The 19,675-nt window shown below is 40.6% G+C and carries 13 protein-coding genes; 8 read left to right on the forward strand and 5 right to left on the reverse strand.

Going from position 1 to position 19,675, the window contains the following annotated elements; genetic code table 11:
- The first annotated feature begins 9 nt into the window (after positions 1-9).
- Together AC1D0K_RS10030 and tamL are read left to right on the forward strand one after the other, a co-directional pair.
- Positions 10-5,166 (forward strand): translocation/assembly module TamB domain-containing protein, encoded by a 5,157-nt coding sequence (locus AC1D0K_RS10030; protein ID WP_477443220.1) that lies wholly within the window; start codon positions 10-12, stop codon positions 5,164-5,166.
- 4 nt (positions 5,167-5,170) lie between these two features.
- Entirely contained in the window at positions 5,171-7,450 is a 2,280-nt protein-coding gene (tamL, locus tag AC1D0K_RS10035) for a translocation and assembly module lipoprotein TamL (RefSeq protein WP_477396661.1), read from the forward strand.
- Positions 7,451-7,562: 112 nt separating this feature from the next.
- Here tamL and AC1D0K_RS10040 read toward each other — a convergent pair whose 3' ends face one another.
- Positions 7,563-8,237, reverse strand: coding sequence for a class I SAM-dependent methyltransferase (locus AC1D0K_RS10040; RefSeq protein ID WP_477396658.1), 675 nt, complete (start codon positions 8,235-8,237; stop codon positions 7,563-7,565).
- 264 nt (positions 8,238-8,501) lie between these two features.
- Between AC1D0K_RS10040 and AC1D0K_RS10045 the strand changes: the two genes are divergently transcribed.
- On the forward strand, positions 8,502-8,972 hold the full coding sequence (locus AC1D0K_RS10045) for a retropepsin-like aspartic protease (RefSeq protein WP_477396656.1): 471 nt from the start codon (positions 8,502-8,504) through the stop codon (positions 8,970-8,972).
- Between the two features lie 65 nt (positions 8,973-9,037).
- Here AC1D0K_RS10045 and gyrB read toward each other — a convergent pair whose 3' ends face one another.
- The gene (gene gyrB / locus AC1D0K_RS10050; RefSeq protein ID WP_477442640.1) at positions 9,038-10,996 is read right to left on the reverse strand and encodes a DNA topoisomerase (ATP-hydrolyzing) subunit B; all 1,959 of its coding nucleotides are present in this window, start codon (positions 10,994-10,996) and stop codon (positions 9,038-9,040) included.
- A 322-nt stretch (positions 10,997-11,318) separates the two neighbouring features.
- Here gyrB and AC1D0K_RS10055 point away from each other — a divergent pair, with 322 nt between their 5' ends.
- Entirely contained in the window at positions 11,319-11,915 is a 597-nt protein-coding gene (locus tag AC1D0K_RS10055; protein WP_295720949.1) for an OmpH/Skp family outer membrane protein, read from the forward strand.
- A 122-nt stretch (positions 11,916-12,037) separates the two neighbouring features.
- Positions 12,038-12,517, forward strand: a complete 480-nt coding sequence (locus tag AC1D0K_RS10060) for a nucleoside deaminase (RefSeq protein ID WP_295720950.1) — start codon at positions 12,038-12,040, stop codon at positions 12,515-12,517.
- 20 nt (positions 12,518-12,537) lie between these two features.
- Here AC1D0K_RS10060 and AC1D0K_RS10065 read toward each other — a convergent pair whose 3' ends face one another.
- The 3 genes from AC1D0K_RS10065 to AC1D0K_RS10075 all read right to left on the reverse strand — a co-directional run bounded on the left by AC1D0K_RS10065 (position 12,538) and on the right by AC1D0K_RS10075 (position 16,488).
- Entirely contained in the window at positions 12,538-14,916 is a 2,379-nt protein-coding gene (locus AC1D0K_RS10065) for an ATP-binding protein (protein WP_477396650.1), read from the reverse strand.
- A 200-nt stretch (positions 14,917-15,116) separates the two neighbouring features.
- Positions 15,117-15,530 (reverse strand): RNA-binding S4 domain-containing protein, encoded by a 414-nt coding sequence (locus tag AC1D0K_RS10070; RefSeq protein ID WP_295720952.1) that lies wholly within the window; start codon positions 15,528-15,530, stop codon positions 15,117-15,119.
- A gap of 7 nt (positions 15,531-15,537) precedes the next feature.
- A complete protein-coding gene (locus tag AC1D0K_RS10075) occupies positions 15,538-16,488 on the reverse strand; it encodes an ADP-ribosylglycohydrolase family protein (protein ID WP_477396647.1) in 951 nt (316 codons plus the stop codon).
- Positions 16,489-17,079: 591 nt separating this feature from the next.
- On the opposite strand from AC1D0K_RS10075, the gene AC1D0K_RS10080 reads away from it, so the two are divergent.
- The 3 genes from AC1D0K_RS10080 to AC1D0K_RS10090 all read left to right on the forward strand — a co-directional run bounded on the left by AC1D0K_RS10080 (position 17,080) and on the right by AC1D0K_RS10090 (position 19,675).
- On the forward strand, positions 17,080-17,895 hold the full coding sequence (locus tag AC1D0K_RS10080; protein WP_477396645.1) for a 2,3,4,5-tetrahydropyridine-2,6-dicarboxylate N-succinyltransferase: 816 nt from the start codon (positions 17,080-17,082) through the stop codon (positions 17,893-17,895).
- A gap of 93 nt (positions 17,896-17,988) precedes the next feature.
- Complete coding sequence (locus AC1D0K_RS10085; RefSeq protein WP_477442636.1) at positions 17,989-19,116, forward strand: glycosyltransferase family 4 protein; 1,128 nt, start codon at positions 17,989-17,991, stop codon at positions 19,114-19,116.
- Positions 19,109-19,675, forward strand: coding sequence for an L-threonylcarbamoyladenylate synthase (locus AC1D0K_RS10090; protein WP_477396640.1), 567 nt, complete (start codon positions 19,109-19,111; stop codon positions 19,673-19,675). Before AC1D0K_RS10085 ends, AC1D0K_RS10090 begins: the two co-directional genes overlap by 8 nt.

Genomic DNA, 19,675 nt, shown 5'->3' on the forward strand with positions numbered 1-19,675 from the left:
ATAATACAATTGAAAAAAATTCTACGCATAACCCTCAAAACGATACTGTGGATACTGGTGAGTGTAGTTTTACTGGTTATCCTTGTAGTAATTTTAATACAAATTCCTGCTGTACAAAACTTCGCAAAAGATAAAGCAGTAACTTTTTTACAGGGAAAAATCCATACTAAGGTTAAAATTGGTCACATAAGCCTTGGCTTACCTAAACTATTGGTTTTGGAAGATGTGTACTTCGAGGATCAGAAGAAAGACACCCTTATCGCCGGCGATAAGCTAAAAGTTGATATCAGCCTGTTTAAACTATTGCACCACAAGGTAGAGATAAATGAAATTAACCTGCAGGGCATTACAGCCAATGTAAGCCGCGGGGCCGATAGCGTTTTCAATTTCGACTATATTATGAAAGCCTTTGCCGGTGAGCAAAAAAAAGAGGTGAAGCCTACTGACACTACTTCCACTATGAAATTCTCTGTCGATAAGATCAACCTTGACAGGATCAATATTAGATACAAGGATCTCACAACCGGAAACGATGTAAAGTTTCTGCTGGGCCATTTTGATACCCGGATAAAAGATTTTGATATGGATAAAATGAAATTTACCATACCCAAAATTACCCTGTCTGGTGTTAACGCGCGTATTATTCAAACCCCAGCCGGATCATCAATTGCCCAGGCAGCCAAGGTTGATACAGCCGTACAGCCAATGAATCTTGATTTAAATTTAGGAGTGATTGATCTATCGAAAATAAAAGTTGACTACCGGAGCAGCGAAATGACCGCTAACGTTGATCTGAATAAGTTTTTAGTTGAGATGGATAAAATAGACCTGAAACACCAAAAGGTTGCGATTAAAAACATCGAACTAAATGATACTAAAGCAGCTATAAGTTTAGCTAAGCCACAAACCGTTACCAAAGCCATTGTTAAGGTAGCCAAGAAGCTCGACACGTTGGTGGCAGCACCGCAATCATCGCGCTGGGCAGTAACAATGGAAAAAATCAGCTTTAGTAATGACAACATTAAGTTTGATAATGATGCCCAAAAAGCAATAACCAAAGGAATTGATTTTGGGCACATGGAGATCAGAAACCTGAATGCCGAGGCCGGGGATATTTCCTACAATCCGGATACTATTTCGGGCAAGATCAACTCCTTCTCGTTCAATGAAAAAAGCGGGTTGAAAATCAACAAGTTCCACACCGCATTCTTTTACGGGCCTACCAATGCTTACATGAATAATCTGCTATTGGTAACACCACAAACCACCCTGCAAAAATCGGTACAGGTAAGGTATCCGTCGATAGCAGCTATTACCAAAAACATTGGTTCGCTGGGTATCAATGCCGATCTGGATGGCAGTCGTTTAGGGTTGAAGGACGTATTGCTGTTAATGCCAACCATGGCTACTATGGAGCCCTTTAAATCATCCCCAAACACAGTATTCAAAATAAACGGTAAAGTAAAAGGGCAGGTAAACAATCTGGAGATTCCTAACCTGGAGATAACCGGTTTAAGCAGCACTCATATCAAAGCATCTGCTAAATTAAAAGGACTGCCCGATATAAATAAATCATACTTCGATGTCACTATAAACGATTTTAACACCAGCCGAACCGATATTGACAAACTTGCTCCGGCGGGTAGCATCCCTGCAAACGTGAGCATCCCCGAAAAGCTTAACCTAAAAGGTAACTTCAAGGGCAGCATGGCCAACTTTAATACCAAAATGGGCCTGCGCTCCAGCTATGGCGCTATCGATTTGGTAGCCGCCATGAAAAATGGCACGAACAAAGCCGGGGCAGCCTATACCGCAAGCGTAAAAGTAAATGAACTTAATGTTGGCGCTTTAACTAAACAGCCACAAATGGTTGGCAAAATAACAATGACCGCTAATTTGAAAGGCACAGGTCTTGATCCTAAAAAGGCAAGTATTTCATTCAACGGTAATTTGGTTAAGGCTTATGTTAAAGGCTATACCTATCAAAACCTGGCTTTGAAAGGCAGCTCGAGCAATGGGGCTTATACGGTAGTTGCACGAATGAAGGATCCAAACATCAATTTCGGTCTTGATGCCAAAGCCAATTTAAATAAAAAATATCCGTCAGTAACTGGTACTTTAACTGTAGATAGCATTAATTTGCAAAAGCTCAATTTTGTAAAGGACGACATGCGTTTTCATGGCAAGATAGTAGCCAACGTGCCTACTGCCGACCCTGATTACCTAAACGCCAATATTGAAGCAACTGATCTTTTGGTGGTAAACAAGGGCCAGCGCATTAAACTGGATACGGTAAGCCTGATCTCTACAGCCAATGCCGATAGCAGCACGCTGCGTTTAAAAACGCCCATCATGAATGCCCATGTTGCCGGGAAATACAAGCTTACCCAAATTGGCGATGCGGTACAGGATGTGATCAATAAATATTTTAATACTGCCATTGCCGGCGGGCAACAGGTTGCTGTAAAAACTAAAAATGGAAAGACGGTTAAAACAGTACCTGCTGTTAAAACCAAATACTCACCGCAGCAATTCGTGTTTGATGCACATTTAGTTAAAACACCTTTACTCACCCAATTTGCCCCGGATTTAAAACAGCTGGATCCTGTATTACTTAAGGGCAGTTTCAACAGTTCAACCGGCGAGTTAATAGTTAATGGTTCAATACCAAAAGTTGTGTACGGCACCAATACCATTAATCGGGCAACGCTAAATATCAACACGGGCAACAATGCGCTTAATTATAACTTATCAGTTGATGAGGTAAAGATTGGCTCATCTGTTGATCTGCTTTATACCAGCATATCGGGCAGCGCCCAAAACAACAAACTGGGAATAAGTCTACAGGTACGCGATGCTAAAAAGAAAGAACGATATCGGGTAGCTGGTACATTTAGCTTATTGCCAAACGAATACCAGTTTAGTTTTAACCAGGATGGCTTGTTGCTTGATTATTTGCCATGGGCAGTTAGTGGCGACAATTTTTTCCAATATGGACCAAAAGGAATTCTTGCGCATAACTTTACCATCACCAACAATAACCAGGTGCTAAGTGTTAACAGTACTACACAGGAATTCAACAGTCCGCTTAATATTAAATTCAACAACTTTAAAATAGAAGCACTTGCAAAAATAGCCAAACAGGACAGTTTGCAGGTTGGCGGCACTATTAATGGTGATGCAGTAGTAGGTAACCTCCAGGCTTCGCCCACATTTACAGCTGCAATTAACGTGAACGATTTTAATTTCAAGGGCGATACCCTGGGCAACATCGCCTTAAAAGTAAATAACCAAACCGATAATGCCTATGCTGCAAATGTGAGCATAACCGGCAAAGGCAACCAGGTTGACTTGAATGGCATGTATTATACAACCCCCGAAAGCCGGTTTGATATGAACCTGAATATTGTTAGCCTAAGCATGAAAAGCATCGAAGGGTTCAGCTTTGGCAGTTTGCGCAATGCATCAGGTAATATTACCGGGCAGCTAAAAATAACGGGCACTACTACTGCACCATCTATAAGGGGCGATGTAAACTTTAACAAGGTAGGCTTCAACGTAACTATGCTTAACTCCTACTTCAGTATGCCTAAGGAGAGTATTACCTTTAATGATGAGGGCATCCGTTTTAATGATTTTACTTTGGTTGATTCAACCGGGAACAAGGCTATTATCAGCGGCAGCGTGTACACCAAAACATATTCTGATTTTGCTTTCGGGCTTGATATCAACAGTAATAATTTCAGAGCCGTAAACTCTACCCAGGCCGATAACAAGCTGTTTTATGGTAAGCTGTATATAGATAGCCGCATCAAAATCCGTGGTAACATGGCTAAACCTGTTGTGGATGCCAACCTTACTGTAAACCCGAAAACCGATATGACCTTTGTACTGCCAACTTCTGATCCGGGTATTGAAGACAGGAAAGGAGTAGTTGAATTTATAGACCAAAACGCGCCCAAAATGGATTCTATATTGCTGGCCCGGCAGTTGGACTCGCTCAAAAAATCAGATATTACCGGGCTTGATGTATCGGCAAATATAATTATTGATAAAGATGCCGCCTTTACCATTGTGGTTGATGAGCGAAACGGGGACGTGGTTCACCTGAAAGGCGAAGCCAACTTAAATGGCGGTATAGACCCAAGCGGAAAAACAAACCTAACCGGTACCTATGTAGTTAACTCTGGTTCCTATAACCTGGCTTATGCCACTGTAAAACGTAAATTTAACTTTAAAAAAGGAAGCACCATTGTTTGGACAGGTGACCCCACCAGTGCTAATATTGACCTGACCGCTACTTACGTGGCCAACGTGCCGCCAATCGACCTCGTTGAAAACCAGTTGTCGGGTACAGATAACTCCACCATGTATAAGCAGAAGCTGCCATTTAACGTTAATCTTAACTTAAAAAATCAGCTGCTTACGCCGGATATCAGCTTTGATATTGTACTTCCTGATAGCTCTTATACGGTATCAACCGATGTGGTAAATTTGGTAAATACACGCCTTGGGCAGGTACGGCAGGATCCTAACGAGCTGAATAAGCAAGTGCTTGGGGTATTGGTATTAGGGCATTTTATTGGCGATAACCCACTGCAAAGCCAGGGCGGCGGCGGTGTTGAAGGCGCTATCCGCAGCAGTGTGAGTAGCCTGTTGTCAGACCAGTTGAATAAACTGGCAGGCAACCTCATTGAAGGGGTCGACCTTAATTTCGGCCTAACATCCGGCGAAGATTACTCATCGGGCACTGCAACCAACAGAACAGATCTTAACATAGGTTTATCCAAACGCTTCCTGAATGACAGGCTTACCGTAAGTGTTGGTAATAACTTTAACCTGGAAGGTAACCAGCAGGGACAAAAAGCTACAAACATAGCGGGTGACGTATCTGTAGGTTACAAACTGAGCAAAGATGGCCGGTATACCCTGCGCGCCTACCGCCGGGATGAATTTATTGTGATACAGGGCCAGGTAGTTGAAACGGGCTTAGGCTTTACCCTTACTGTTGATTATAACCGCTTTAAAGAGATCTTCCGCAAACGCACCGAAGAAGAAAAAGAAATGCGCCGCAAATACAGGCAGGAACAAAAAGAAAAGGACAAAGCTAAAGAAGAGGCGGATAAGGCGGCTCAACAAAAAGCATTAAACACACCTACAAGCTAAGCCAATGATTAAGCATTTAAGATATATATTGATACTGACTGTTTTGCTAAATGCCTGCAGCAATACCCGCTACCTGGCGCCGGGGCAAAAACTGTATACCGGTGGCAAGGTAAAAATTGCAGATAAGGATATTAAAAAAAGCGATGCCAACGCATTGAGCGATGAGCTGGGAGCATTATTAAGACCCTATCCTAATGGATCAATATTAGGTTTGCGCGTAAAATTGTATATCTACAACATTACAAAAACCAAAAAAACAAAAGGCCTGGCCCATTGGCTAAACACCAAATTTGGTGAGCCACCTGTGTTGGTGAGCGCTGTAAACCTTGAAAAGAACAGCAGCATACTGCAAAACAGGTTACAGAATGTAAGTTATTTCCAGGCGCAGGTTACGGGCGATACCGTAAGTAAGGGCAAAACAGCTAAGGCTATTTATACCGCCCAGGCAGGACCAGCGTATAAGATCAGGAAAGTGACCTTTCCGCAGGGTAACGAAAATATTGATACTGCTATAGCAGCCACATTTGCTAAAACCTTGTTAAAGCCCGGTGAAAACTATAATCTGGATATTATAAAAAACGAACGAATACGTATTGATGCCCGGTTAAAGGAAGAAGGCTTTTACTTTTTTGCACCCGAAGACCTGATCATGCGGGTAGATAGTACTGTTGCAGGGCACCAGGTTGACATTTTTGTAGCAGTTAAAAATTCGATATCAGAAAGAGCCAGGGAAATTTATACCATCAGGAATATTTATGTATATCCCAGTTATTCATTGAGGGATACTTCACTGATGCTTGATAAAGCTGTACCATACCGTTGGTACAACATGGTTGAGCGAAGAAAAACCATCAGCAGCTTTGCTTTTGCCAATACTGTTTTACTGCATCCCAATGATGCATATAACCGCACCGCACACAATAACTCGCTAAATAGGTTTGTTAACCTGGGTCCCTACAAATTTGTAAAAAACAGATTTGAAGATGTAACGCCAGATTCGCCAAAACTGGATATCTATTACTTTTTAACACCCTACCAAAGAAAATCATTACAGCTGGAAATACTTGGTCGTACAACATCTGCTAATTATACCGGTACGCAGGTAAACCTCAACTGGAAACACCGAAACGCATTTAAAGGTGCCGAGGCTTTAACGGTAACCCTGTTTGGTAGTACAGATGTGCAGCTTGGTGGTAACAATAACGGCTATAACGTTTACCAGGCCGGTATTACAACCACGCTATCATGGCCGAGGTTTATTAGCCCTATATATCCAAAAGCCGATAATGCCTATATCCCCCATACCAACTTAACGTTGGGGTATACGTTGGTTAACCGGCAAAAGCTATATACGCTAAATTCGTTCAACGCATCGTTTGGTTACCAATGGAAAGAAAATGCTCACCGCAGCCACGAGTTGAATATATTGAATTTGACCTTTTTGAATCCCCAAAGTGTATCGCAGCTTTATTTGGATAGCATAAGCAATAAAAACCACCCGGGTAAACCCCGAAACCCGGCCCTGCAACACGTTATTGATAAGCAGTTTACCCTTGGGCCAAGCTATGGCTATACTTTTACCAACACTACAGACGACTACCGCACCAATACATTTTATTATAATGGCAAGGTTAGCTTATCAAATAATGTATATGGTTTAATTACGGGTGCCGATACCACGGCGGGCAAAGTACGTAAGCTTTTTGGCGCCGTTTTTAACCAGTATGTAAAACTGGAAAACGAAATAAGGTTTTTCCATAAAACCAGTCCAAACAGCACTTTTGCGAGTCGTTTAATTGTTGGTGTGGGTTTGCCTTATGGCAACTCGACACAGCTTCCATACAGCCAGCAGTTTTTTATAGGCGGACCCAACAGTTTGCGTGGTTTCCAGGCACGGTCCATTGGCCCTGGCTCGTATAATCCAATTAAAACAGTTAGCGCCGGTGATTTTTTACCCGATGAATCCGGCGATATAAAGATAGAAGCCAACCTGGAATATCGCCCCAAGCTATTCAGCATTGTACGTGGTGCATTATTTGTTGATGCGGGTAATATATGGCTACTGCACTCGGGCGGGCGGGCGGGAGCAGCCTTTGGCAAAAACTTTATGAATGATATAGCTGTAGATGCTGGGTTTGGCTTACGATTTGACCTTTCGGTTTTAGTACTACGTACCGATCTTGGTGTACCACTTAGGGTGCCCTATGTATATTCGGGGCAACAACGCTGGGACCTGAATTTCAGCCGAAGCGTATTTAACCTCGCTATAGGTTATCCATTTTAACTGGTTTTTAATTCCCGAATTAGTAACTCCTGAAATGTTAATTTGTTGGCAAATCAACATTTCAGGAGTTACTTAGTAGTAAATTGTTAAAACCAATAGCTCAGCGATGGAATTATTTCTCAGCTACGCCTATTAATATATACTTACTCTTGTGTGGAATAAACGAGCTCAACATACTATCTATCTTTCCTAAAAAGTTTTGCTGCCATTCATTTCTGCCTAAGCACCCAAAAAAGCCGATTGTTGAATACTTTATTTTTTTGAATGGCGCAAACACATGCTTTATTTCATTCATCCTTAAATAGTTCCATCCTTTGGTGCCAAAATTTCTCCTCAATATTTTATGAAAAGCAGTAGCTTCTAAATTTTCAGCAAATAGCAACTTTCCGCCCGGTTTAAGGGCTTTGTGGATCTCATTCAGCGTTTTTGCTTTGTTTTGCTGATTACCGCTACTGATGCCTCCTACTATAGACTTAAATATGATCACATCAAAATGATTTTCATACGGAATATTGGTGGCATCCATTGAGGCATAGGTAATTCTGGAAGTACATTTATATTTTTCATGTAAACGATAGGCATCTTCTTCAGGGCCGTTAAGGTCTGTACATAACACATTGTTACCAATTAATGCAAGCCATAAAGATAGTCCCCCTTTACTTGAACCTAACTCCAAACACTCATAATTTTTATTCATAACCTGAGCATGATCACCCCAGTATTTTATTGCATTTGACCAGTTTACAATATCCCAAACTACAATATCTTTAATAATTTCGCTTTTCATAATATTTATCTTAGGTAAACAGATTTATAAGTGAATTTGAAGGCTAATAAAGAAGCATCTGATCTAAAAAAATAAATATAGATATATAATAGATATAGCATATGTGCAAGCCTGCTCAATATACTTTACATTTATTGTATAATTTTTACACTTTTAGTTATTAGCTTTAATTATTGAGCTACTAATTTTCTATTCCGTTGAATAAATTTTAATTATTGCGCTATCAATTTCCGGATTATTTAATAAAATTACTATCATTATCAGATGACCATATCTATCCCCCTCCAGATTATCGACCTTCATGACGACGGCTTTCACCCCTTGGTCGAAGTAATCCTTTTTGGTAAGTCCTTTATTATGGTATTGGACACCGGCGCCTCAAAAACTGCCTTTGACCAAACTATGCTGGCCGAAGCCAGTGAGGCCACGTCTATATTAGAAAGTGACCGCTTATCAACAGGGCTTGGTACCAATACCATGCAATCATTTACCGCGCTCATCAGTGGTATGAACATCGGCAGTTTGTTAGTTGATGACTTTGAAGTTGCGGTATTAGATTTATCCACCATCAATATAGCCTATAGCCAGATGGGGCATCCACAGGTATTGGGTGTTTTGGGTGGTGATATATTGATGAAATATAAAGCGGTGATAGATTATGGCAAGCAGGTTATTAAACTAAAAAAGCCCCGCGCTAAAAGAAAAATTCAAAGCACAAAAAAAAGCCCCGCTTAAAAAGCGAGGCTGAATATTTGTAAAGACTACCCATTAACTCCCCTTTCAGGCGGCCGGGGGGCCTCCTATGTATCTATCTTAGCGTATTTAGCATTACGCTCAATAAACTCGCGGCGAGGGGCAACTTCATCACCCATCAGCATACTGAAGGTATGATCACACTCGGCAGCGTTTTCAATAGTAGCACGTTTTAGGGTACGGGTGGCAGGGTTCATGGTGGTATCCCAAAGTTGGATATCATTCATCTCGCCCAAACCTTTGTAACGTTGTATGTGAACACTATCTTCTTTACCGGCACCTTTTAAGCGCTGCACGGCAGCATCACGCTGAACGTCATTCCAGCAGTATTCAAACTCTTTACCTTTTTTAACCTGGTATAGTGGTGGCGAGGCAATGTATACATAGCCGGCTTCTACCAATTCCTTCATATAACGGAAGAAGAAAGTTAAGATCAACGTTGTAATGTGCGATCCATCCACGTCAGCATCCGTCATGATGATGATTTTATGGTAACGCAGTTTGGTGATATTAAGCGCCTTATCATCCTCTGGTGTACCTCGGCTTACGCCCAGACCAGTGAACATGTTCTTTATCTCCTCGTTTTCGTAAATTTTGTGCTCCATGGCCTTCTCTACGTTCAGGATTTTACCACGTAAAGGTAAAATAGCCTGGTATTCGCGGTCGCGGCCTTGTTTGGCGGTACCACCCGCCGAGTCACCCTCTACCAGGTAGAGTTCGCAAAGTGAAGGATCATTATTAGCGCAATCGGATAATTTACCCGGTAAGCCTGATCCTGTCATTACACTTTTACGCTGAACCAATTCGCGCGCCTTACGGGCAGCAGCGCGGGCAGTTGCAGCAAGTATTACCTTATTAACAATCAGCCTGGCTTCTTTCGGATTCTCTTCCAGGAAATTACCTAAAATTTCACCTACAGCCATATCTACAGCACCCATAACCTCGTTGTTACCCAACTTGGTTTTAGTTTGCCCTTCAAACTGAGGCTCCTGAACTTTTACCGAAATTACAGCGGTTAACCCCTCGCGGAAGTCATCACCGGTAATTTCCATCTTCAAGTTTTTCAACAAGCCCGATTTATCAGCATAAGCCTTTAAAGTACGGGTTAAGCCACGGCGAAAACCGGCAACGTGTGTTCCACCTTCAATGGTATTGATGTTATTTACGTACGAAAAAACATTCTCGGAGTAAGTATCATTATACTGAAAGGAAAGCTCTACCGGGATACCATTTTTAATACCATCAAGATATATAGGTTCCGGGATGATAGATGTACGTGTTCCATCCAAAAATTTAACAAACTCACGTAAACCACCTTGTGAGTAAAATTCTTCTGTTGGGAAAGAACCATCTTCATTAGGGATACGCTCATCAGTTAAAGTTAAGCGGATACCTTTATTTAAAAATGAAAGCTCGCGTAAACGACCGGCAAGTGTATCATATTTATATTCGGTGGTAAGGGTAAAAATGGTGGCATCCGGTCTAAAAATGATCGTAGTACCTCTTTTATCTGTTTCGCCAATAGTTTTAACATCAAATAAAGGCTTTCCTTCTGAGTACTCCTGAGTCCAAATTTTACCTTCACGGTAAACCAATGCTGTAAGGTGGATAGATAACGCGTTAACGCAACTAACACCTACACCATGTAAACCGCCCGATACCTTATAAGTATCCTTATCAAATTTACCACCGGCGTGCAGTACGGTCATTACTACCTCTAAAGCCGATTTTTGTTCCTTAGTGTGCATCGCGGTTGGAATACCACGACCATTATCTTCAACTCTTATCGAGTTATCTTTTAATATAAAAACCTTAATTGTGTCGCAGTGGCCGGCAAGAGCTTCGTCAATAGAGTTATCAACTACCTCATATACTAAATGGTGCAAACCTTTAACGCCTGTATCACCAATGTACATGGACGGACGCTTACGTACCGCCTCTAAACCTTCTAATACCTGTATATTATCTGCTGAATAATTGGATTTGTCCTGATTTTCTTCGCTCATATTTATTTAGTACAACAACCTTCAAAAGTACGAAAATTAGCTGGCATTAACGAATAATTGTGGATAAAAAGCGAGGGAGTAAGTATGATGTGTCGATTACAGATTTCAGATGTGCAGATGCTTTTTTATCGTTGGAAACGAAATCATTCGGTTTTTTTAAATTCTTAATTAAATAGATTCAGGAAAATAATCTACACATCGGCGCGCTTTATCTGCACATCTGAAATCTGTAACTGCACATCCGGAAATCTGCACATCAAATTAGGATACTTGCAATGAAAGATTATCTTTGTCAAACTTTTTTAATATTTTACTGAGCATAATGAAAACAACGGCTTCAATTTTAACAAAATTTACATTCGGAATATTAATTGCAGGGAGCATAGCCGCCTGTAATCAAAATAAAACTGCCGATAAACCGGCTGCTGCCACTTCTGCTGTAGGCGACAGTAAAGAAACCATCGTTTATATCAACTCTGATACTTTATTAAGTAAATATGAGTATACCAAGGATATGAACAAACGCCTTGAAGAAAAAGGAAAAGCTTCACAAAGCGATTTGCAGGCAAAAGGCCAGGCTTTTCAGCGTGAAGTTGCTGATTACCAAAAAAGTGCAGCTACTTTACCAGCAGATCAGCGCCAGGCAACTGAGCAACGTTTACAACGCAAGCAACAGGAATTACAAGGCTACCAGCAAAATGCCACTGCTGAATTCCAGAATGTACAGGCAACTGAAAACTCTAAACAATACGATAAGATTGCTGATTTCACCAAGGCTTACGCTAAAGAAAAAGGCTATAAATTAGTGTTACTATTTTCGAAAGCAAGCCCGGTTGTACTATATGGCGATCCATCATTAGATGTTACCAGCGATGTAGTTAAAAAACTGAACGAAGCTTACACTAAAGAGAAAAAATAATATTGCAGATGTGCAGATTTCAAATGTGTGGATATGCAGATTGAAATTTTGCTAATTTTAAAATTCTGATTCAGACAGAAAAAAACCTCAACTTCGGTTGAGGTTTTTTAATTTAGTACTATATGGAAAACAAGGCGCACGAAAAATTTATGCGGATAGCTATCGAGCTATCAGAATACAATGTAAATCAAGGCATGGGGGGCCCCTTTGGTGCCGTTATTGTAAAAGATGGTATGATACTGGCTCGTAGCGCTAACCGTGTAGTGCCTACCAATGACCCAACTGCACATGCCGAAATTTCGGTGATTCGCCTGGCTTGCCAGGAGCTTGGTACCTATAACTTGTCGGGCTGCGAAATTTATACCAGCTGCGAACCCTGCCCTATGTGCCTGGGCGCTATTTACTGGGCGCGTATTGATAAAGTTTACTATGCCAATACCAAAGCAGATGCAGCCACCATTGGCTTTGATGACCATGCCATTTATGATGAGCTGGAAAGCCCTATGGCTAAGCGTAAGATTCCCTTTGTACAGCTATTGCGTGATGAGGCCCTTCCAGCTTTTAAACTTTGGGAAATTGCCGAAAATAAAAACATTTACTAACCTTAACAAAGGTTAGCCATTTAATTGCCATGCTGGTATTTAAATACGTAATGCAATACCTTGCGGTACAACTCATCGGGTAAAAAGGGTTTCACCATCACATCATTAAACCCGGTTTGCCTTATCTCCTCTTCTATCTCCGTTGGAAGATGGGCAGTGAAGGCTATAATAGGTATGGTAATGCCAATGGCACGCATTTTACTGGTGGCTTCATAACCATCCATCACCGGCATATGTAAATCCATTAGTATCAGCTTATGCCGGCCTGCATCAAGCGTATCCAATGCTTCCTGCCCGTTTGCAGCAACATCAATAACTGCCCCCCAACGCTTTAAGTAGGTTTGAGCAACCAATAAATTAATAGGATTATCATCAACCAATAAAATGGCTATGCCACTAAGCAGGTTATCAGCTTCTTGCGGACGAACATCAGCGCTTACCTCATTAAGCGTATTGGTGCTTTTTTCAAACGTTTGTTCAAAATAAAATATAGCGCCCTCCCCTTCATCACTTACCAGTCTAAGTGATGAGTTTTGAAGTTCAAGAATCCTTTTAGTGATGGCCAGTCCCAAACCTGTACCTCCAAAACTCCTGGATACCGATGAATCTGCCTGCGTAAATCTTTCAAATATCAGTTTCTGTTTGGCTTTGGGAATACCAATGCCGGTGTCTTTCACCTCCATTCTCAGCATTATACTAACAGGAGTTTCCTCTATAACATCAACACCTACCAGCACACCACCATTTGATGTAAATTTTATGGCATTGTGTACCAGGTTAGTTAACACCTGTGTAAGCCTTGTTGGGTCGCCCAAAAGTTTGTATTTTAACGCTTCATCTATGTGCAATTTCAGGTATATACCCTTATCCTGGGCGGCAAACTGCAAGCCGGTAACTACATTCCTGGCTATAGCAGCCACATCCATCTCAATATGTTCAAATGATACTTTACCGGCATCAATTTTATTATAATCAAGTACATCGTTTACAATTGACAGTAAATTATTTGCAGAAAAAAGCATCACATTTAAATGCTCTTCCTGGTCTTTACGGGGAGTGTTTTTCAACAATAAATGACTCATCCCTATAACAGCATTAAGCGGCGTCCGAATTTCGTGGCTCATGGTACTCAAAAATTCACTTTTGGCTATAAGCCCCTGCTCTGCCTGTTCATGCGCCTTTTTCAATACAAAAGAAACCCGGTGCGATAATACCAGCGATTGTAAAAAGAAAAAGCTAACATATCCGCAGAAACTCAACAACTGCAAAGGCGGTATCATTCCCCAGTAATGAAACAATGAAATAGCAAAAACCGACATGAGGGCAACAGTACTTATCAATGCATACAACGAGCCGGGCTGTTTATTACGCCAGGCATCCAGGTACACATAAGGCACATACACCAGGCAAAAAAGCGTCACCATTAAAAAAGGATTTACCAATTTGGTAAAATATATGGGAGGCAAAAAGAGTGAAGCGGCGGCAAAAGAGAAACATACTACAATAATGCTATTAACAATGCGCTTGTTAACATTTGCGGGATATAAGGCTAAAGTATATAAGCCAAATATGCCTATGCCCGCAAATAAACTTATATACTCTAATCGGGTGGTTACATACCAGCTGATGTTGGGCAAAAGTGTATTTAGTTCATAATTATCAGTGCCTATGATCCGATAACTATAAATGATACAGTATAACGAAAAAAGCATAATTGCTTTGTCCCTGCTTCCAAAAAGATACAGACCGAGAAAGAAAAAACCGCCCATGAGCAGGCAACCGGTAAGCACCATGTCAATGCTTGTAATGCGCAGTCGTTTTAATTCAATGATATCTTTATACCCAATAAATATTTGTTTACTTATCCCCCCTTTACTGTGCGCAAAATTGGATATCTGTAAGGTAATTTTAATAGTATCAGTATGGGCTGGTAATTCAACTGCATGAAACTCCCAATGGGGGATAAAACCATGCTCACTTGTGCTCACTTCTCCATTTACAGCAGCCAGCCTATTATTTATATACAAACGGTACGCCGAGTAAACATCGGGCATGGCAAGGCTTAGTGGCTTGTTGGTTTTAGGCAATAGCACGGTAAGGTGGTAAGTTGCATAGCCAAAAGCAGGCAAGGTTTTACCTTTTAACTTATACCCCACCCAGGTAAATGGAAAATCCACCAATATGCCTCTGTTAATATTGATTTTTTGCGGGGGAATTAATTGCTGCCAAAAAAAGGCCCAATTGCCATTTAACGGAATTTCGCTGTTTAAAGATTGTTGCCGAAGATCTATCTGTGCATTTAATGCAACAGGCTGCCTGTCAACAGGCAATGCGCAGCCAAAGCCGATACAAATGTTTAATAAAAGCAGTACTATAAAAAAATGCTTTTTAATTTTCATTACTCATTAAAACAATTGTAAATGGCCGGAGTGGATTAGTACCTCAAATATTTTCAGTTGATAAATATAAGAGATTTAAAAAAACACCCATGCAACAGCCAGGCATTTAATTGCAGGCAGGCACTTAAGATTTTATTATTATTACCAAACTAAACAGACATAGCAGCCCCGCCGCTTATTTATTTTGACATTAAATAAGGTTAATCCTCTTCGTCCTCTTTACCCTCAAAAAAATTATCCTTCAGGTCATCAATTTCCCTTCTGTCTAATTTAGTTGGGCGGCCTGTACCACGATCGCGTTTAAGGATAGGGGCCTGGAACATGGATTTAAAAGCCGGGGTTTGCTCAACAGGGGTAATATCCATGTAGTAGTCAACAGCTTTTTTAGCATCTACCCTACTTTCGAGCAGACCAGTTACTCTGATTATTTTACGATCCGGTCCTTTTGATACCTGGTAAGTATCGCCAATTTTCACTTCGTAGGATGCTTTAATATTCTTGCTATCCAGTTTTACACGCCCGGCTTTACAGGCATCAGAGGCCAGGGTACGGGTTTTAAAAAGCCTTATAGCCCATAGGTACTTATCTATTCTTAATTTTTCTTTTTCGGGCATTGTTTAATTAATTACTCTCAAATCTTTTAGCCAATTTATCAGCTAAATCCTCTATATCTTCTTTGCGGGCAAGTTTAAGAATCCAACTTTCCGGGATACTTTCATGTCCATAACACAATCCTGCCAGGCCACCGGTTACTGCCGCAGTAGTATCAGTATCTTCACCCAAATTTACCGCTTTTAACACAGCTTCCTTATAGTTTGAAGTAGTGAGCAGGCACCATATGCTCGCTTCAAGTGTATGCAGAACGTAACCGCTACTTTTTATATCAGCAGGTAAACGATCATAAATATTATCTACTAATAAACTATCGAACAGTTTTATCTCATCCTTGTTTATTCCTGTTGAATCAAGAAATGCTGCCACCTCTCCTTTTATTTCATGATAAACACCTTGAATATCATCACCGGTTAACAGTTTTCGCGCAAATTCAAGATAATAAAAACAGGCAATTGCAGAGCGAATATGGCCGTGAGTAATTGATGAAACGTCCTTCGCGATTGCAAACCGCTGGTTTACAGGCAAACCTTTAACATATGAAAGTAGAGGCAAAATCCTCATAAGGGCCCCATTCCCATTTGACCATGAATCAAACCCACCAGCCAAATCAGGCCTTACTCCCTTTGCAACCCGCTCAATAGCCTGTTGTGTGCCCGTACCAACATCAAATACCTCACCCCGGGCGGTCCAGAAATTATCATAGCGCCATTTTACAAAGTTATTTGCTATATCCTGCAGGTTATAACCAATTGTTAAAGATTCAGCAAGGCAAAATGCAAGAGAACTATCATCAGACCATGTGCCGGGCGGCAGGCCGTAAGTTCCAAAACCAACCATGTCGGCAGCGGGCTTTTTCATAACTTCCTCTCTTGATTTAAACTCAAAAGGAACCCCAAGCGCATCGCCAACAGCAACTCCTAATAATATGTCTTTATAAAAATTACAATTTTTAGCCATTAGCTCTGTTTAATCCCGTTCACGTTATAATAGGTTATAACCGCAATCAGCACGGCACAAAACTAATCAATATCCTAAAAATTAGCGTTGCTGGTTTAACCAGTCCTGAAGGTCTTTTTTTATAAATTTGTGGTAAAGGTATTCTGCATATCCAACACTAACATAGTCTGGAAATTTCCAGGTAGGATAATAGCGCTTTTTAATGTATTTCAAAATGCTGAAAAATATAATCCCAAAAATCAGCAGGGATGATATCGCCAGTAAAACAATGCAGAAAATGGCCATAGAATTCATAATCAAAGAGGAGATTAGGTTGTGATAATTTAAATGATCTGTAAAACAATTATAAGATATTTTTTTATATTATATAACCTATATTACTAAAAACCAATATAATCAGATTAAAAGAAGTTATCGTTATTACAATAATCCAGCACGTTTGTAACCGTAATCAATTATAACATATTTAGATTGCCGTTACAGTGAAAACTAACGAACACCAAATTGCCGGGCTTTTACTAAAACACATTCACCTAAATTCAATCAATTCTCCCTAAAATTCCTTTAATTTGCCAAAAGTTAATTTCGCCAATGCAAGATCTTAAAAAACTTATTGAAGACGCCTGGGAAGACAGGAATCTGCTAAATTATAATGACTATACCAATGCCATTGAAGCGGTTATTGAACGTTTAGACAAAGGCCAAATCCGCGTAGCCGAACCGATTGGAACACGCTGGCATGTAAACGAGTGGATAAAAAAAGCTGTAATACTATATTTCCCTACCCGCAGTATGGAAGAAATAAAGGTTGGCCCTTTTGTTTTTCATGATAAAATGAAACTAAAAACCGACTATAAAGCAAACGGCGTTCGCGTAGTGCCTCACGGTATTGCACGTTATGGCGCTTACCTTGCTAAAGGTGTTATCATGATGCCATCATATGTAAACATAGGCGCTTATGTTGATGAAGGCACTATGGTTGATACCTGGGCTACTGTAGGTTCATGCGCGCAAATTGGCAAACATGTGCATTTAAGCGGTGGTGTTGGCATCGGCGGTGTACTTGAGCCATTGCAGGCTGCCCCAGTTATTATTGAAGATAATTGCTTTATTGGCTCAAGGGCTATTGTTGTAGAAGGTGTGCATGTTGAACATGAAGCCGTTTTAGGCGCAAATGTGGTTTTAACCGCATCAACAAAAATTATTGATGTTACCCACTCAACACCAATTGAGTATAAAGGCCGCGTACCGGCACGCTCTGTAGTTATACCGGGATCATATACCAAAAAATTTGCTGCCGGCGAATACCAGGTTCCATGTGCTTTGATTATTGGTACCCGCAAGGAATCAACCGATAAAAAAACATCGCTGAACGATGCGCTGCGTGAAAATAACGTAGCGGTTTAAGTTAGATTTGAGATGGGAGATACGAGATTTGAGACTATATCTTTATAGTTAATTAATCTTATATCTCCCATCCCATATCTTATATCTTAACATATGAAAATAGGATACGATGCCAAGCGGGCTTTTTTTAATAATACGGGCTTGGGCAACTACAGTCGTTGGCTTGTTAAGGCTATGGCTTGCTCTCATCACGAGAACTCCTATTTTTTATATACACCCAAAAACAAACCAAACAGCCGGCTTAGCTTTTTGGGCGATCATAGCAACGTTTACACAATAACCCCTAAGAGTAAATTCTTCACCTCCTTATGGCGCAGCAAAGGTATTGTGAACGATTTGAAGCGCGATTGTATTGAATTATATCATGGCCTTAGCCATGAACTACCTTCTGGTATCGGGCAAAGTGGCATCCCCTCTGTTGTTACAATTCACGATCTCATCTTCATCCGTTTTCCAAAACAGTTTGGATGGTTTAATTGTCAAATTTACCTGGCCAAAATAAAACACGCCTGCAAAGTTGCCAACAAGATCATCGCTATAAGTGAAAAAACAAAAAGCGACTTGATAGAGTTATTAAATATTGATGCAAATAAAATTGAAGTAATATACCAGGGATGTGATCTGGCTTTTGGTATTACACAAACACCAGAACAAAAAACCACTGTACAATCAAAATATAACCTCCCGGCTAAATTCCTGCTTAGCGTGGGTACTATAGAGGAAAGAAAGAACTTACTATTAATTGCAAAAGCGTTAAAAAATATTCAAAACGATATCCCTTTAGTGGTAATTGGTAAAACAACCAAATACGCTGAGGAGGTTAACGCGTATTTAGCTGCCAACAATTTAACCAACAGAGTTATCTTTTTAAAAGATGTTACCTTTGATGAACTGCCGGCTATTTATCAACTGGCATCCATATTTATTTATCCTTCCCGGTATGAAGGCTTTGGTATTCCTATATTGGAGGCCCTAAATTCAGGAACGCCTGTTATAGCAGCAACAGGCTCATGCCTTGAAGAAGCAGGGGGACCAGATAGTATTTACATCAATCCGGATGATGCAATGGCACTGGCAGAAAAAGTTAATCTTATTTTTGCTGATGATAAATTAAGGCAAGCTATGATAACCAAAGGACTTGAATATGCTGCTAATTTTTATGATGATAAACTGGCCCTGCAATTGCAGCAGCTATACCAAAACACATTGAACCATGCTTAGAGATGAAGTTGCCAACGCTTTTAAAGTACTACAGGAAGGCGGTATTATATTGTACCCTACAGATACCATATGGGGAATAGGCTGCGATGCCACCAATGCCGAAGCTATAAAAAAGATATTTCGCCTTAAACAGCGCGATGAAGCTAAAAGCATGGTGATACTGATTGATACCGAAAACAAACTGGAAAGCTATGTACAGGAAGTAAACCCTTTGGCTTATGACTTAATTGAATATGCCGAAAACCCTTTAACCCTGGTAATGCCGGGTGCTAAAAATGTTTCACCTTCAATAATAGCTGCTGATGGCAGTATAGCTATACGGGTTACAAGCCACCAATTTTGCCAGCAGCTTATACAGCGCTTGCGCAAACCCTTGGTATCTACATCGGCCAATATCAGCGGCAAACCCTCGCCACAATACTTTTCGCAAATTGACCAGGAGATTATAGATGGTGTTGATTACGTAGTTGATATAGATCAGCATAGTAAGGAAATCAAAAACCCGTCAACCATTATGAAGCTTGCTCCAGATGGTCGTTTTGAGTTTATCAGAAGGTAG

This window comes from Mucilaginibacter sp. P1_A3 (assembly GCF_056406855.1).

Bases quoted from the DNA above. Each gene is read 5' to 3' on its own strand.
- tamL (WP_477396661.1), top strand. From the start codon at position 5,171: ATGATTAAGCATTTAAGATATATATTGATACTGACTGTTTTGCTAAAT.
- AC1D0K_RS10040 (WP_477396658.1), bottom strand. From the start codon at position 8,237: ATGAAAAGCGAAATTATTAAAGATATTGTAGTTTGGGATATTGTAAAC.
- AC1D0K_RS10045 (WP_477396656.1), top strand. From the start codon at position 8,502: ATGACCATATCTATCCCCCTCCAGATTATCGACCTTCATGACGACGGC.
- gyrB (WP_477442640.1), bottom strand. From the start codon at position 10,996: ATGAGCGAAGAAAATCAGGACAAATCCAATTATTCAGCAGATAATATA.
- AC1D0K_RS10055 (WP_295720949.1), top strand. From the start codon at position 11,319: ATGAAAACAACGGCTTCAATTTTAACAAAATTTACATTCGGAATATTA.
- AC1D0K_RS10060 (WP_295720950.1), top strand. From the start codon at position 12,038: ATGGAAAACAAGGCGCACGAAAAATTTATGCGGATAGCTATCGAGCTA.
- AC1D0K_RS10065 (WP_477396650.1), bottom strand. From the start codon at position 14,916: ATGAAAATTAAAAAGCATTTTTTTATAGTACTGCTTTTATTAAACATT.
- AC1D0K_RS10070 (WP_295720952.1), bottom strand. From the start codon at position 15,530: ATGCCCGAAAAAGAAAAATTAAGAATAGATAAGTACCTATGGGCTATA.
- AC1D0K_RS10075 (WP_477396647.1), bottom strand. From the start codon at position 16,488: ATGGCTAAAAATTGTAATTTTTATAAAGACATATTATTAGGAGTTGCT.
- AC1D0K_RS10080 (WP_477396645.1), top strand. From the start codon at position 17,080: ATGCAAGATCTTAAAAAACTTATTGAAGACGCCTGGGAAGACAGGAAT.
- AC1D0K_RS10085 (WP_477442636.1), top strand. From the start codon at position 17,989: ATGAAAATAGGATACGATGCCAAGCGGGCTTTTTTTAATAATACGGGC.
- AC1D0K_RS10090 (WP_477396640.1), top strand. From the start codon at position 19,109: ATGCTTAGAGATGAAGTTGCCAACGCTTTTAAAGTACTACAGGAAGGC.